Origin of the sequence: Tabrizicola sp. (assembly GCF_041919135.1) — a bacterium.
In the GTDB taxonomy this organism is placed as follows: Bacteria; Pseudomonadota; Alphaproteobacteria; order Rhodobacterales; family Rhodobacteraceae; genus Tabrizicola.
This window is the reverse complement of sequence record NZ_JAYRUJ010000030.1, coordinates 15,322-29,977: the sequence shown is the minus strand read 5'-3', so window position 1 is coordinate 29,977 and position 14,656 is coordinate 15,322. Positions and strand designations below refer to the sequence as shown.

The window sequence follows — 14,656 nt, the reverse complement described above, 5'->3', positions numbered from 1 at the left end:
AGATCTTGTCGAAGGGCGCGTCGTCGCGGACCTTGGCCAGCGCGATCTCGGGCAGCACCGTGTGGTTGGCGAAGGTCGAGCAGCCCATGTAGTGATGGATCGGCGTCCCGTCGAGCATGGAGAACCGCGTCGTCCCGTCCGGCATCAGCCCTTTTCCTTGCGTGTCGCGGATCGCGGTGCAGAGGTTGGTCTTGCGGCTGAGGCAGGACGGACATTCGCGGCATTCGGGGGTATAGAGCGGGATCACATGGTCGCCCGGCTTCAGCGACTTGACGCCGGGCCCGCATTTCACCACCACGCCCGCGCCCTCATGGCCAAGGATCGAGGGGAAGATCCCCTCCGGGTCCGCGCCCGAGAGGGTGAATTCGTCGGTATGGCAGATGCCGGTGGCCTTGATCTCGACCAGGACCTCGCCTTCCCTGGGGTCGTCAAGATTGACCTCCATCACCTGCAGGGGTTGTCCGGCGGCGACTGCAACGGCGGCACGGGTGCGCATCAGCTTTCCTCCCATTGATCCCTCCGGCCGGGCGGGCCGGGCGGGCCTAGTCCTTCAGCACGCCGCTCGCCCGGGCGGTGAAGGTGGCGATATAGTCCATCAACCCCGGCGACAGCGCGTCATAGGGCGGCAGGCCCAATTCGTTCAGCCGCGCCCGGATCCCCTCCATCGCTTCGGGCCGGGTGCCGCCCTCGATCACCGAGGAGACGAAGGCCGCGAAGGTCGGCGGCGACCAGCCCTCCTCGCCCGACCGCTCGGTATGGATGAAGCTGAGGCCGGTGAAGGGGTGGTTCTCGCGCGTGACCGGCCCGTGCATGTGCACGCCGCAAGCGGTGCAGGCGTGGCGCTGGATCAGGGCCGAAGGATCGACGACCTTCAGCTTGTGGCCGTTCCGCGTCACCGTCACCTTGTCGGACGGCACCACCGAGACCATCGAGAAGATCGCCCCCTCGGGCTTCCAGCATTTGGTGCAGCCGCAGACGTGGTTGTGCAGGCAATCCGTGGCGATCTCCACCTCGACCGGGTCCGTTGCGCAGTTGCAGCGCAGCGTCCCGCCCGCGAATCCGGGCCTGCCGGGTTTCACGCCGTTGTCCACCGCCGGGTGGATCCTGACCGTCGTTATTTCGCGCCTCCCCTGATCTTCGTTGACGCGAACAGGTTCGCACCAATGCGCAGGTCGGGCAATTCAACCAAAAGGCTGGAAACACGACCCGCCCACCGGATGAATCGTGACGGAGCCCTTGCAGGCCCCGACCCGGAATTCTGCGGAATTCCGCTGGCGCCCGGCTTTCGACCAGGGCGCCCCGGGGCTCAGAACAGCTGCAGGAGCCGCTTGAAATAGTCCAGTTCCTCGCTGGGCCGGGTCAACTCGCCCGAGCGGCGGCGAAGCTCGTCCAGGAGTTCCTGCGCGCGCTTGTTCGGGTCGGTCTGCACCATGTTCCGGTCCGAGCCGATCCGCGCGGTATCGCCCGGCTCGCGGCCCAACGGGTCGCGGCCGCTGGGGTCGGCGCTGCCGAGGTCGCGCTCGTTGCCCTGGCCCTCGCGGTTCTGGCGCTGCTCGTCGGCCAGCGCCTCGCCAAAGTTGCGCAGCCCGTCGCGCATCGCTTCCATCGCCTCGGCCTGGCGGTCGAGTGCGCCGTCCAGATCGCCCTGGCGCAGCGCCTCCTCGGCCTCGTCCATGGCGCGTCCGGCCTGATCGAGGTTCCGGCGGCCTTCCTCGCCCTGCGCACCGCCGTCACCCGGCAGCTGGCCGTCCTGCAACTGGTCCAGCCGGTCGCGCAACTCCTGCTGGCGCTCGGCCAGCGAGCCCTGGTCTTCGCCCTCGCCGTCCTGCTGGCCCTCCTGCCCCGGCTCCTGCCCGCCCTGGCCCTGCTGCATGTCGCGATAGGCATCGTCCGACAGCTCCTGCTGGTCGCGGAGCGTATCGCCCAGCTCGCCCATCGGGCCGCCCTTGCCCTGCCCGCCTTCGCCCTGCACCACCTGCATGTTCTGCATCAGCTGGCGCAGCTGCTCCATCAGTTCGGCCGCCTCGGCGGTGCGGCCTTCCTCCATCAGCTTCTGCAACTCGTCCAGCATCTGCTGCAGCTGGTCGCCCGACATCATCTGGCCCTGCATCTGGCCCTGTTGCTGCTGGTCGCCGGGATTGCGCTGCGCCTCTTCGGCCAGTTCGCGCATGTATTCGTTCAGCGCCTGCTGCATTTCCTTCATCAGCTGGTCGATTTCTTCCGGCGAGGCACCGTTCCTGATCGCCTCGTCCAGGCGGTCCTGCGCGCGTTGCAGGCGCTCCAGCGCGTCCTGAAGATTCCCTTCCTCGACCATCAGCGCGATGGTCCAGAGCTTTTCGGCCAGCGCATCACGATCCTCGGCCGAAAGGCTGGCCTGCTTCGCCTCAAGCTCGCGCATCAGGACGCGCAGGTGCAGGAAGGCGCGGTCGTGGCGGATGAAGCCTTCGGGGCGGAAGGTCACCGCCTTGAGGATCTCGACCGCGCGCGGGGCGTTGATCCGGTTCCACAGGATGTCGCGCCGCATCTCGATCAGCGCGGCGGCGAGCGGGTCGAAGAAACGCTTGCCGGGCAGGGTCACGGCATAGGGTTCGGACCGGCCTTCCTGTCCGGCGGCATCGACGGCGGCGAAGACCATGGTGACGGGCAGGTTTGCGAAGACATGCTTCGACAGGTCGTCGACCAGCGTCTCGGTCACCTCGCCCCGCTGGCCCGTAAGGGGCATCGGCAGGTCGAGGACCACGGGCTCCACCGGCTCGGGCGCGGGGATCAGGCCGTGGCGGCGGTCGACCTTGGCAAGGTCGAGGGCGATCGTCACCCGCCCCGCGACCACGCCGTAGTCGTCGGACGCGGTGAACCCCTGCTTGAAGCGGCCATCCCCCTCGCGTCCGATGGCGCCCGAGACGGCGATTGCGGGCAGGGCGTCGGGAAGGGCGGTCACCGCCCATTCGCGGCCGCCGGGGCCCTCGATGGCCAGCTTGCCCGAACGGGTGACAGTGAAATCGCGCACGCCGGCCATCCCGTCGGGGACGGCGGCGACCTCGGTCGTGTTCGGGGCTGCGGGTGGTTGGTCGGCAATGGTCTGCTCGACCGCGAGGGTGCCTTCGGGGCCGTAGAGGCGGATCTGCAGGCGGGTCCCGGTGGGCAGTTCCAGCGCGCTTTGGGTGATGTCGTTGAGGTAGAGCGAGGGCTTGCCGGTATAGCCGGGCGGCTGGGCCCAGGCCTCCCAACTCGGCCCGCCGGGCATGGCGATGGCGGGACCGGGCGCCAGCCCGGTGACCGAGGCCGCACGCCAGAACGAGCCGAAGAGAAGCGCCATGACGAAGGCGGTCAGCGCGACGTAGCGCAGCGAGAAGGGATCGCGCGAGGACAACCGCAGGTCGGGCCGGACCGGCCGGGTCCCGGCGGCGCGGGCCGCCATCCTGTCCTGATGCGCCCGCCAGACGGCCAGCGAGGCGGGGTCCGTCGTGCCGATTGCCTGCCTGTCGCGCAGCGCGGCGATGGGGCGGCCGGGCATGGTGGCGTCCAGCCGGTCGAGCGCATCGGAAACCGTGGGTCTACGGAAGCGCCGCACCCCCAGCGCCAGCAGGAGAAGCGCCAGCAGGGCGACCGCGCCGCCCGCGATCCGGGCGTGCAGCAGCGGGCCAAGGTCCTGCAGTCCGAAGGCCAGCGCGGCCATGACCGCCAGCGCGAGCGACCAGAGCGGCCAGAACGCCCGCGCCAGCCGTTCCGCCCAGAGGCCGACAAGCGTCAGCCGCATCGGCCAGAGCAGGGAGTTCAGCGGTGGCGTCGTTCCGGGTCCGGTCATCTCACCTGCCTTCGACCGGACGTCGCGTCACAGCCATGCGGGGATGGTATCGCGGTTGAGGATTTCGTCAAAGCTTGGCCGCGCCCGGATGACAGCGAAGTGATCCCCGTTGACCAGAACCTCGGGGATCAGGGGCCGGGTATTGTATTCCGACGCCATCACCGCGCCATAGGCCCCGGCGCTGCGGAAGGCGACAAGATCGCCCTCTCCCACCAGCGGCAGGTCGCGGCCCTTGGCGAAGGTATCGCCGGTCTCGCAGACCGGGCCGACCACATCGAACTCCTGCGTGGGGGCGGCGACCGGCGCTTCGGCCACCGGAACGATGTCGTGATGCGCGCCGTACATCGAGGGGCGAACGAGGTCGTTCATCGCGGCGTCGAGGATCAGGAAGTCGCGGCCCTCGCCGTTCTTGACGTAGATGACGGATGCGACCAGCAGGCCGGCATTGCCCGAAATCAGTCGTCCGGGTTCGATCTCGATCTCGCAGTCGAGGTCGCCGACGGTGCGCTTGATCAGGGCGCCATAGTCGGTGGGCAAGGGCGGGGCCTCGTTCGAGCGGGCATAGGGAATGCCAAGGCCGCCACCAAGGTCGAGCCTTGTGATCGTATGGCCCTCCGACCGCAGGCGCTGGGTAAGGTCGGCGACCTTGAGATAGGCCTGCTCGAAGGGCTCAAGCTCGGTCAGCTGGCTGCCGATGTGGACGTCGATGCCGACGACCTGCAACCCGGGCAGGCGGGCCGCCTCGGCATAGACTTCCGAGGCGCGGGCGATGGGGATGCCGAACTTGTTTTCCTTCTTGCCGGTCGCGATCTTCTCGTGCGTCCTGGCGTCCACGTCGGGATTCACGCGCACGGCGATCGGGGCGGTGACGCCCAGGCTGGTGGCGACCTCCGACAGCGCCCGCATCTCGGGTTCGGATTCCACGTTGAACTGCCGGATGCCGCCGGTGAGGGCCAGGCGCATCTCCTCGCGCGTCTTGCCGACGCCGGAAAAGACGATTCGGTTGCCCGGAACGCCGGCGGCCCTGGCGCGCAGGTATTCGCCGGCCGAGACCACGTCCATCCCGGCGCCGAGGTTGCCGAGGGTCTTCAGGACGGCGACGTTCGACAGCGACTTGATCGCGAAGCAGACGAGATGGGGAAGCGGGGCCAGCGCCTCGGTGAACAGGCGGTAGTGCCGGGAAAGCGTCGCGGTGGAGTAGACGTAGAAGGGGGTGCCGACGGCGGCGGCGATCTCGGTGATCGCGACGTCCTCGGCGTGCAGCGTGCCGTTGTGGTAGAGGAAATGGTCCATGCGTCGCCCCCGGTCATGCCACGCCGTCATATCCGGGCGCGCGGCGGGTGCAAAGCGCCGATTTCTTCAAAGAAATCGGACCGGAATTCGTGCGAATTCCGGCGTGCGCCCCGGACCGGGGTTCCGCTATCGCCTCGTCGCGGGCGGCCTTTCAGACGTTCCTTGCGACAAGCGGTGCAGCGTCAATTGCCGCCGACGCCCATCGCGACCTTGCCGCCGAAGGTGACGCCGCTCTGGCTGGGCGCTTGCGGGTCACCATTGGCACCGCAGGCGGCGAGCGTCAGGCAGGCGATAAGAAGCAGGCGGGGCATCGGGACCTCATCTGTGGTTCGGCCGGGACGGTGGCATCCCCGCCGGGCGCTGGCAAGTCGTGCCTTCAACCCAGCGCCGCCTTCCAGCGGGCGACCTGGGCCCGGACCTGGTCCGGCGCGGTGCCGCCATAAGAGATGCGGCTGCGGACCGAGTTTTCCACGCCGAGGACGCCGAAAACCTCGTCAGTGATGCCGGGATGGACGGATTGCATCTGCTGAAGCGTCAGGTCGGGCAGGTCGCAGCCCTGCTTTTCCGCCAGGGCGACCAGGGCGCCGGTGACATGATGCGCCTCTCGGAACGGAAGGCCCAGCGCGCGGACCAGCCAGTCGGCCAGATCGGTCGCGGTCGAGAAGCCCGAGGCCGCCGCGGTCGCCAGCACCTCGCGGTTGGCGGTCATGTCGGAGACCATCCCCGTCATCGCGGCAAGGCCCAGCATCAGGCTGTCGGCCGCGTCAAAGACCTGTTCCTTGTCCTCCTGCATGTCCTTGGAATAGGTCAGCGCAAGGCCCTTCATCACGGTGAAGAGCGCCACCGTCGCCCCCAGGATGCGCCCCAGCTTGGCGCGGAGAAGCTCGGCCGCATCGGGGTTCTTCTTCTGCGGCATGATGCTGGACCCCGTGGTCCATCTGTCCGACAGCCGGACGAAGCGGAACTGGGCGCTGGACCAGATCACCAGCTCTTCGGCGAAGCGCGACAGGTGCATGGCGCAGATGCTGCTGGCCGCCAGGAACTCCAGCGCGAAGTCGCGGTCGCTGACGCTGTCCAGGCTGTTCGCCGTGGGCCGGTCGAAGCCAAGCGCCCTGGCGGTCATGTGCCGGTCGATGGGGAAGCTGGTCCCGGCCAGCGCCGCGGCACCCAGGGGACATTCGTTCATCCGGCGGCGGGCATCCTCAAAACGCGAGCGGTCGCGGGCCAGCATCTCGACATAGGCCAGCATGTGGTGGCCCCAGGTGACGGGCTGGGCGGTCTGAAGATGGGTGAAGCCGGGCATCACCCAATCGGCCCCGGCTTCGGCTTGCTGAACGAACGCCTGCATCAGCCCGGTCAGCCCGGCAATGGCCTGGTCGCACTGGTCGCGGACCCAGAGCCGGAAGTCCACCGCCACCTGGTCGTTGCGGCTGCGCCCGGTGTGCAGGCGCTTGCCGGCCTCGCCGATCCGCTCGGTCAGGCGGGCCTCGATGTTCAGGTGGATATCCTCAAGCTCGGGCGTGAAGGGGAACTTGCCCGCCTCGATCTCTGACAAGATCGCGAGAAGGCCTTCCCCAATCGCATCCGCATCCTTAGAAGAGATGATGCCCTGCGCGGCCAACATGGCGGCATGGGCCCGGCTGCCCGCGATGTCCTGCGCGTATAGCCGCTGGTCGAACCCGATCGAGGCGTTGATCGCCTGCATGATCGCGTCCGGCCCGGCCGAGAAGCGCCCGCCCCACATCTGGTTGGCGGAGGAGGAATCGGGGTTGACGGTCATGGGGTGGCCTCAATGGGTGGAAACGTGCGGAAAATCCTGGTCGTCCTCTACACGGCCTTCCTGATCGGTGCAAATGCAGCGGCGGCGGACGTGGCCGCCCTGCGCGATGGCGACATGAAGAAGCTCGCGCTGCACGAGACCCCGGTGGCCCTGCCCGAGGCGGTGCTGCTGGATGCCGGCGACGGCGAGCATTCGCTGGCCGAATACCGCGGCAAATGGGTGGTGCTGAACTTCTGGGCCACCTGGTGCGCCCCCTGCCGGCGCGAGATGCCCTCGCTGGAGCGGTTGCAGGCGGCGATGCCGGAACTAGCGGTGGTGCCGGTGGCGACGGGGCGCAACGCGGTCGAGGGGATCGAACGGTTCTTCGAGGAGGCGGGCGTGACGGCCCTGCCGATCCTGCGCGATCCGAAATCCGCCCTGTCGCGGGCGATGGGCGTCATGGGGCTGCCGGTGACGGTGATCCTGAACCCCGAGGGCGAGGAGGTCGCCCGGCTGATCGGCGACGCCGAATGGGACAGCGACAGCGCCAAGGCGGTCCTGGCGGCGCTGATGGCGGGGCAGTAGTCAGTCGAACAGCAGGCGCTCGTCGAAGGCGAAGGGCTCGATCCGCAGCACGGTGACGCGGCCCATCTCGGGGTGGCGTGGGTTCAGGACGACATTGGCCTCAAGCGGGACGACATTGCTCGGAACACTCAGCGCAAGACATTCCAGGCTGTCCAGCCAGGCGTCGCCCAGGGGGCGGGTCCGATGCTCGGGCATGGCTCCGGGAAAGCCGGAAAGCTTGCAGAGTTCGTCGGGCAGTTCCATCTCGACCGCCGCGTGGGGCGGGGCCTGGCCCTTGCGGCGCTGCCGGTCGGGCAGGTTGACCAGCACCTCCAGCGCGGCCAGCGCAAGGGACGAGGCGCAATAGACCGCCGGCAGGCCGGGGCTGTTCCAACGGCCGCCCTGAATGCGCGCGCCCTCGCCGTCCAGGCCGGGCACATGTTCCGGTTTCGTCAACTGCCACAGACGCATGCCATCCTCCGCCCTCTGCCGGACGCGGTGCATATGCGGCGAAACGGGGGTTTGTTCCCTTAAAGGTCGAAGCTGGCAAAAACCGGGACGTGGTCGCTGGGCTGCTCCCAGCCGCGCACCGGGCGCAGGATGCGGCTGCCATGCGCCGCCGCCGAGATGTCGGGCGTTGCCCAGACGTGATCCAGCCTGCGGCCCTTGTCGGCGCTGTCCCAGTCCGGGCTGCGATAGCTCCACCAGCTGTAGAGGTTGCCGGTCGGGATGTCCTGCCGCGTCACGTCCTGCCAGCGGCCCGCATCCATCACCTGCCCCAGATGCTCCACCTCGACCGGGGTGTGGCTGACGATCTTCAACAGCGCCTTATGGTTCCAGACGTCATCCTCGCGCGGGGCGATGTTCAGGTCGCCCACCAGGATCGACCTTTCCGGCGCCTCGGCGTGGAAATGGTCGCGCATATGGGTCAGGAAATCCAGCTTCTGCCCGAACTTCACGTTCTGCGCCCGGTCGGGAATGTCGCCCCCCGCCGGGACATAGAAGTTGTGGATCGTGACCCCGTTCTCCAGCCGCCCGGCGACGTGCCGCGCATGGCCGAGGGTCGCGAAATCATGGCCGCCCACGTCCTGCATCGGCAGCTTGGACAGGATCGCGACACCGTTATAGCCCTTCTGCCCGCGCGCGACGACATGGCTGTAGCCCAGCGCCCGGAACCCCTCCAGCGGGATCAGCTCGACCGGGCACTTGCATTCCTGCAGGCACAGGATGTCCGGTGTCTCCTCGCTCATCAGGCGCGAGACCAGCGCCTCGCGCAGGCGGACCGAGTTGATGTTCCAGGTGGCGAGGGTAAAGGTCATGGACAGGCTCCGGGCTGCGGCGAAGGACCCTAGGACCCTCCGCCGCAAGGCACAAGTCCCGGATCAGTCGGTCAGGGTATAGGTCCCCAGTTCGCACAGGTTCTGGGTATCCTCGGCCTCGCCCCCCTCGGCCGAGACATAGCGCAGGTCGTAGTCGCAGACCTCCAGCCCGTCGGCGATCGTCACCTCGCCCGAGACGCCGGGCTCCACCGCGCCGAACAGGATGTTCTCGCCCCACTGGTCGACGCCGACTTCGGAAACATACATCTCGACGATGGTGTGCGAACTGTCGTTGACCAGGGTGAACACCAGATCCTCGGCCAGGGCGGGGGTGGCGGCAAGGGCGGCAAGGGCAGTCAGGGCGAAACGCATGCGATTCTCCGATCGGTGCCGCAGCCTTTCTGCGGTCGGGCGCAAGCAGCCCCGGAATTGTGCAATCCCGGTGGCGGACATGCGCCCGGCCCGTGGCATTCGCCAAAAAAAGGCCGGGCAAGAAGCCCGGCCAGGTCCAACAGGGAGGATGCCGTGTCATGACCCCGACACGGCAAGGGGAACCTGCGGCGCAACCTGCGCGTGAAATTCAAGGTAACAACCGATTCCGGCAACAATAAGTCCCAGGGTCCAAGATTCCTGCGTTGTTGCAGCAAGGACGCAGTTCCGTTGCCCCCTCGCCAGAAAATGCCCGGCGCACCAGGGTCCGCCGGGCCAGTCAACAGGGAGGAGCCGCGTCATGACCCCGACGCGGCCAGGGGAACTACGCCACCAGCCGGTAGCCGCCGCTTTCCGTGACCAGAAGCCGCGCGTTCGAAGGATCGGGCTCGATCTTCTGGCGCAGGCGGTAGATATGGGTTTCCAGCGTATGGGTGGTGACGCCCGCGTTGTAGCCCCAGACCTCGTGCAACAGCACATCCCGCGGCACCACGCCCGATTGCGCGCGATACAGGAACTTCAGGATGTTGGTTTCCTTCTCGGTCAGGCGGATCTTCTTTTCCTTCTCGTCCACCAGCATCTTCTGCGCCGGGCGGAAGGTATAGGGGCCCATCTGGAACACCGCATCCTCGGATTGTTCATGCGTGCGCAACTGCGCCCGGATCCGGGCCAGAAGGACGGGGAACTTGAAGGGCTTGGTCACATAATCGTTCGCGCCCGCATCCAGGCCCAGGATCGTGTCGCTGTCGGTGTCATGGCCGGTCAGCATCAGGATCGGGCATTTCACGCCGCCCTTGCGCATCCGGCGGCACAGCTCGCGCCCGTCGGTGTCGGGCAGACCCACGTCCAGGATCACCAGGTCAAAGAGGCCGACCTTGACCTTCTCCATGCCTTCGGCGCCGTTGCGGGCCTCGAACACGTCGAAATCCTCGGTCATCACCAGCTGTTCGCTCAGCGCCTCGCGCAGGTCGTCGTCGTCGTCGACCAGCAGGATCTTCCGCAGTCCGGCCATTGCAGCCTCCATCGCTTCTTGCGGGTCAGATGCGGCCCGATCACGACTCCCGCAAGGTTTGCTACCGAAAACTCACGCGCTCGTGTCGCCCTGGCGGGGAATGTTTCAATTTCCCGTGCCGCCGGATATGGATATCCGCATGAGCCTGCATCTCTCGATTGCCGAACGCCTGACCCGTGCCCGGGGCGACCTGCGCATGGGCGTGCCCGTGATCCTCTGCGGCCCCGGGGGCGCGGCGCTGGTCGCCTCGGTCGAGGCGCTGGATGCCGGGCGGCTGGCCGATCTGCGCGGCTTCGGGCCGCCGGTCCTGGCCATCACCGCGCGGCGGGCCGAGACGCTGAAGGCCCGCGCCTATGACGGCGATCTGGCGCGGATCCTGCCGCCTGCGGCGGCCGATCTCGGCTGGCTGCGCTCGGTCGCCGATCCGGCGGATGACCTGCGGGCGCCGATGAAGGGGCCGCTCACCTCGGCGCGCGAGGGGGCGGCGGACCTGCACCGGGCGGCGCTGGCGCTGGCGAAGGCGGCGCATCTCCTCCCGGCGGCGCTGGTGGTGCCGGTCGGCGATGCCCTGCGGCTCGCGGCGGAGCATGGGCTGACCCTGCTGGTCCTGGACGAGATCGCGCCCGCGCTGGCCGCCCTGCCGCCGCTGGACGAGGTCGTCTCGGCAAGGGTGCCGCTGGTCGCCTCGGAGGCCGGGCGGGTGCATGTGTTCCGGCCCGACGATGGCGGTGACGAGCATTACGCGATCGAGATCGGCCGGCCGGACCGGAGCCGGCCGGTGCTGGCGCGGCTGCATTCGGCCTGTTTCACCGGGGATGTGCTGGGGTCGCTGAAATGCGACTGCGGGCCGCAATTGCGGGCGGCGCTGGCCCAGATGGGCGAGGAGGGCGCGGGGGTGCTGCTCTACCTGAACCAGGAGGGGCGGGGGATCGGGCTGGCGAACAAGATGCGGGCCTACAGCCTGCAGGACCAGGGCTTCGACACGGTCGAGGCGAACCACCGCCTCGGCTTCGAGGACGACGAGCGGGACTTCCGGATCGGGGCCGAGATCCTGCGGAAGATGGGGTTCTCCTCGGTGCGCCTCCTGACCAACAATCCCCGGAAGATCGCGATGATGGAGGCCTGCGGGCTGCATGTCGTGGAAAGGGTGCCGCTGAAGGTGGGGGAGACGGCGGAGAACCGGGCCTATCTCGCGACCAAGGCGGCGAAGTCGGGGCATCTGTTGTGACGCCCGCCGACCTGGTGGTGACGCCGGGCGGGGTGCGGTTCCTGGGGCGGCGGTTCGCCTGCACGGTCGGGCGGGGCGGGATCGTGCCGGGGCCGGCGAAGCGGGAGGGGGACGGGGCGACGCCGGCGGGGGTGCACCGGCTGGTGGGGATGCTCTACCGGGCGGACCGGATCGCGCGGCCTTCGGGCTGGGCGGAGCCGATCGGGCCGGGGGACCTCTGGTCGGACGATCCGCGCGACCCGGACTACAACCGGCTGGTCCGGGCCCCGCACCCTTTCGGGCATGAAAAGCTGCGGCGGGGGGATCCGATGTATGATCTGGTCCTGCTGACCGACTGGAACTGGCCGGAGGGGGTGCCGGGGCTTGGGTCGGCGATCTTCCTGCATCGCTGGCGGCGGCCGGGGGCGGCGACGGCGGGGTGCGTGGCTTTCTCGGGGCGGGACCTGCGGTGGATCGCCGGGCGGGTGGTGCCGGGGACGCGAGTCATTGTCCACAGTGGACAGGATCGCGAATGTTAGGGAAATCAAGGGGTTGGGCGCGGGCGTTAGGGGTTTGTTAAGGGGTTGAGTTGGGGTGCCGAGCGGAGTCGGGGCACGCCCCGACCTACGGGGTGTCGTAGGGTGCGCTATAGCGCGCCTTCGGGCCGGGGGTTTCGCGGGCGGCGCTATTGCGGGTAGGTTCGTTGGCCGAAGATCGCGCTGCCGACGCGGATGTGGGTGGCGCCCTGGGCGACGGCGGATTCGAAATCGTGGCTCATGCCCATCGAGAGATTCGCAAGGCCGTGGTCGGCGGCCATCCGGGCGAGCAGGGCGAAATGGGGAGTGGACTCCGCATCCTCGGGCGGGATGCACATGAGGCCGCTGGGCGCCAGCCCCATCCCCCGGCAGTCGCGCAGGAAAGGGGCAAGGTCGGCGGGGAGGACGCCGGCCTTCTGCGGTTCTTCCCCCGTGTTCACCTGGACGAAAAGCTGCGGCAACGACCCGCGCGACTGTTGCAGATTGGCGAGTTTCTGCGCCAGCGAGGGGCGGTCGAGGGTGTGGATCGCGTCGAACAGATCGACCGCCTGCTTCGCCTTGTTGGTCTGCAAGGGGCCGATCATGTGCAGCTGCACACCGGGATATTGCGCGCGCCAGGCGGGCCATTTCGCGGCGGCCTCTTGCACATAATTCTCGCCAAAGACGCGGTGGCCCTGGTCCAGGACGGCGGTCACCCGCTCGGCCGGTTGCACCTTGGAGACGGCGATCAGCGTCACCGAGCCGGGGGCGCGGCCCGCCGCCGCCTCGGCCGCGCGCAGCCGTGCCGTGATTTCTGCCAGTGCCATCGCCATCCCCTTCTGCCGGTGGCGGCAAGGTAACGGCATGGCGCAAAAAGAAAAGAGCGGGCAAGGCCCGCTCTTTCCGTATCGTCCGGTCCCGAAGGATCAGAACGAGAAGCTGAAGCCGGCTTCCCAGACGGTTTCGTCGTCGCGATCCCAGTCGGTGATCTGGGCAACACCGCCGACCACCGAGGCGCCACCGCCGAGGTCGTAGGCAGCGCCCACGCCGAAGGCTTCGTAGTTTTCGAACGAAACCGGGTTCTCAGCGTCAGATTGAGCGTACTGAGCCATAAGGGTCAGAGCTTCGACGGTGTAGCTGACGTGCAGGCCGAAGGCTTCGCCATCGGGAAGGATGCTGCCAGTGTCGGCGCTGAAGTCGGTGTACATCGCCTTGACGCCGAAGGCGCCGAAGGTGCCGCCAGCATAGAGCGTGGTCGCAGAGCCGGCAACGTCGGTGTAGGCGTCAACGCCATCGTCGTTGTAGCCGATGCCGACATAGGCGTCGCCGAACGAGTATTTCAGGCCGAGAGCGTAGCCGTCACCTTCGCCGTCCAAGTCACCTTGCGCGCCGATCTGGGCCGAGATCGCGGCGGTCAGAGCGCCACCCGAATAGGTGTAGTTCACGTCGTGCGATTCACGGTCAAACTCGCCGGCAGCCTCGTCGCCGGTGTAGGTTTCGGCAACGTCGTCAACGCCGAGGCCCGACAGGCCGCCGATGTCGGAGAAGGAACCCGGCATTTCGTCGGCTTCGGTGACATCACCCATCGAGAGCTTGCCCCAAGCGCCCGAGATGAAGACGGAGGTGCCGTCGTCGGTGAACTCTTCGTCATCGGTGGTGTAGGTCGCGAAGGTCGACTCCAAGCCGAAGGAGAGGCCGGTGTCAGTTTCGCCCGAAGCGGTGGCGGTCAGGTAGGTTTCCATGACCGAACGGGCGCTGTTGTCGAGGCTGTCGCCGTTGTCGCCCACACCCATGACGGCCGAGCCGGAGAAGGTGATTTCCGCGGAAGCGAAGCCTGCCGACAGGGCCAGGACGCTGGACGCGAGGAGAACCTTTTTCATGTTTTTCCCTCTTTCCTTAAGGTTAAGCCCGCCGCAGGGGAATCCGCAGGGGAATGAGCCGTATTTCACCCGCCCCACCCCGGATTGCAACGCCAACGGCCCGCTTGCCGCAAAACGCCCCGGACGTGGTGCAGCTATGCCACAGGTCGGGGCCACAGGTCGGGCGGGGCGCGAAGCAGGAGCAGGTGGCGCGGGCGCGCGGGCGAAAGCCCTTGGCAGGCGGGGGGCGCTGGGCTAGACAGCAGGTCACGGAACGGCAGGGTGGACGGATGAACTTGCAGCAGGTCGCACGCATTGCACTGGCAACCGCGCTGGTCGCCACCTTGTCCGCCTGCGGTGGCGGCGGGCTGTTCAACCGGGGCGGCTCCTCCGAGTCGAAGGCGGCGCAGAGGGCGCTGGCCGACGAGCAGCGCGCCAACATCGAGGCGGCGACGGGCGAGAAGAAGAAGGGCTCCAGCCTGTGGGACCTGTTCTCGAACGCGGATGATCCGAACACGACGGTCGAGGTCAACAAATACATCTGGCAGGCCAGCCTGGAAGTGCTGAACTTCCTGCCGATCGAATCGGTGGACCCGTTCACCGGCGTGATCGTGACCGGCTACGGGCGGCCCCCCGGCGGCGGGCGGGCCTATCGCGCGACGATCTATGTGCAGGACCCGGCGCTGGATGCGCGCAGCCTGAAGGTGGCGCTGCAGGGCCAGGGCGGCGGCGCGGTGGCCCCGGAGACGGTGCGGGCGGTCGAGGACGCGATCCTGACCCGGGCGCGGCAGCTGCGGGTGCGCGACAGCAAGCTTTGACGCAGGCGAAGCGTCTGGGGGGGTGGACCTTCCCGCGGCCGGCGGTGTAATTCCGCGCGGACTGTTGCAGGGGGCC

16 protein-coding genes are annotated in these 14,656 nt (G+C 68.2%); 4 read left to right on the top strand and 12 right to left on the bottom strand.

The features are described 5' to 3' along the window. The 6 genes from ACE3UA_RS16685 to argH all read right to left on the bottom strand — a co-directional run. Positions 1–496, bottom strand: a 496-nt coding sequence (locus ACE3UA_RS16685) for an alcohol dehydrogenase catalytic domain-containing protein (RefSeq protein WP_374647134.1), incomplete at its 3' end; no start/stop codon positions are given. A 46-nt stretch (positions 497–542) separates the two neighbouring features. Beyond that, positions 543–1,118 carry an S-(hydroxymethyl)glutathione synthase gene (gfa, locus tag ACE3UA_RS16680; RefSeq protein ID WP_374647142.1) on the bottom strand — a complete coding sequence of 192 codons (576 nt, stop codon included), beginning with the start codon at positions 1,116–1,118 and terminating at the stop codon, positions 543–545. Between the two features lie 188 nt (positions 1,119–1,306). Continuing rightward, the gene (locus tag ACE3UA_RS16675) at positions 1,307–3,805 is read right to left on the bottom strand and encodes a TIGR02302 family protein (protein WP_374647132.1); all 2,499 of its coding nucleotides are present in this window, start codon (positions 3,803–3,805) and stop codon (positions 1,307–1,309) included. Positions 3,806–3,832: 27 nt separating this feature from the next. Continuing rightward, positions 3,833–5,098 carry a diaminopimelate decarboxylase gene (gene lysA, locus ACE3UA_RS16670; RefSeq protein WP_374647130.1) on the bottom strand — a complete coding sequence of 422 codons (1,266 nt, stop codon included), beginning with the start codon at positions 5,096–5,098 and terminating at the stop codon, positions 3,833–3,835. Positions 5,099–5,280: 182 nt separating this feature from the next. Next, complete coding sequence (locus ACE3UA_RS16665; RefSeq protein ID WP_374647128.1) at positions 5,281–5,409, bottom strand: hypothetical protein; 129 nt, start codon at positions 5,407–5,409, stop codon at positions 5,281–5,283. Between the two features lie 65 nt (positions 5,410–5,474). Further along, positions 5,475–6,878, bottom strand: coding sequence for an argininosuccinate lyase (argH, locus tag ACE3UA_RS16660; RefSeq protein WP_374647126.1), 1,404 nt, complete (start codon positions 6,876–6,878; stop codon positions 5,475–5,477). A 12-nt stretch (positions 6,879–6,890) separates the two neighbouring features. Here argH and ACE3UA_RS16655 point away from each other — a divergent pair, with 12 nt between their 5' ends. Further along, positions 6,891–7,442, top strand: a complete 552-nt coding sequence (locus tag ACE3UA_RS16655; RefSeq protein WP_374647124.1) for a TlpA family protein disulfide reductase — start codon at positions 6,891–6,893, stop codon at positions 7,440–7,442. Here ACE3UA_RS16655 and ACE3UA_RS16650 read toward each other — a convergent pair whose 3' ends face one another. The 4 genes from ACE3UA_RS16650 to ACE3UA_RS16635 form a co-directional block, all read right to left on the bottom strand. Next, on the bottom strand, positions 7,443–7,892 hold the full coding sequence (locus ACE3UA_RS16650; protein WP_374647122.1) for an RES family NAD+ phosphorylase: 450 nt from the start codon (positions 7,890–7,892) through the stop codon (positions 7,443–7,445). 59 nt (positions 7,893–7,951) lie between these two features. Next, positions 7,952–8,740: an exodeoxyribonuclease III gene (locus tag ACE3UA_RS16645; protein ID WP_374647120.1), complete on the bottom strand. Its 789-nt coding sequence runs from the start codon at positions 8,738–8,740 to the stop codon at positions 7,952–7,954. A 63-nt stretch (positions 8,741–8,803) separates the two neighbouring features. Further along, positions 8,804–9,112 carry a hypothetical protein gene (locus ACE3UA_RS16640; RefSeq protein ID WP_374647118.1) on the bottom strand — a complete coding sequence of 103 codons (309 nt, stop codon included), beginning with the start codon at positions 9,110–9,112 and terminating at the stop codon, positions 8,804–8,806. Between the two features lie 382 nt (positions 9,113–9,494). Beyond that, positions 9,495–10,181: a response regulator transcription factor gene (locus tag ACE3UA_RS16635; RefSeq protein WP_374647116.1), complete on the bottom strand. Its 687-nt coding sequence runs from the start codon at positions 10,179–10,181 to the stop codon at positions 9,495–9,497. 139 nt (positions 10,182–10,320) lie between these two features. Between ACE3UA_RS16635 and ribA the strand changes: the two genes are divergently transcribed. Together ribA and ACE3UA_RS16625 are read left to right on the top strand one after the other, a co-directional pair. After that, on the top strand, positions 10,321–11,409 hold the full coding sequence (gene ribA, locus ACE3UA_RS16630; RefSeq protein ID WP_374647114.1) for a GTP cyclohydrolase II: 1,089 nt from the start codon (positions 10,321–10,323) through the stop codon (positions 11,407–11,409). After that, positions 11,406–11,927 carry a L,D-transpeptidase gene (locus tag ACE3UA_RS16625; protein WP_374647112.1) on the top strand — a complete coding sequence of 174 codons (522 nt, stop codon included), beginning with the start codon at positions 11,406–11,408 and terminating at the stop codon, positions 11,925–11,927. The genes ribA and ACE3UA_RS16625 overlap by 4 nt, the downstream gene beginning before the upstream one ends. A gap of 146 nt (positions 11,928–12,073) precedes the next feature. Here ACE3UA_RS16625 and ACE3UA_RS16620 read toward each other — a convergent pair whose 3' ends face one another. Beyond that, positions 12,074–12,730, bottom strand: coding sequence for a YggS family pyridoxal phosphate-dependent enzyme (locus ACE3UA_RS16620; protein ID WP_374647110.1), 657 nt, complete (start codon positions 12,728–12,730; stop codon positions 12,074–12,076). Between the two features lie 99 nt (positions 12,731–12,829). Next, positions 12,830–13,783 (bottom strand): porin, encoded by a 954-nt coding sequence (locus tag ACE3UA_RS16615; RefSeq protein ID WP_374647108.1) that lies wholly within the window; start codon positions 13,781–13,783, stop codon positions 12,830–12,832. Between the two features lie 269 nt (positions 13,784–14,052). Between ACE3UA_RS16615 and ACE3UA_RS16610 the strand changes: the two genes are divergently transcribed. Then, a complete protein-coding gene (locus tag ACE3UA_RS16610) occupies positions 14,053–14,580 on the top strand; it encodes a DUF3576 domain-containing protein (RefSeq protein WP_374647106.1) in 528 nt (175 codons plus the stop codon). The last annotated feature ends 76 nt before the right edge of the window (positions 14,581–14,656 follow it).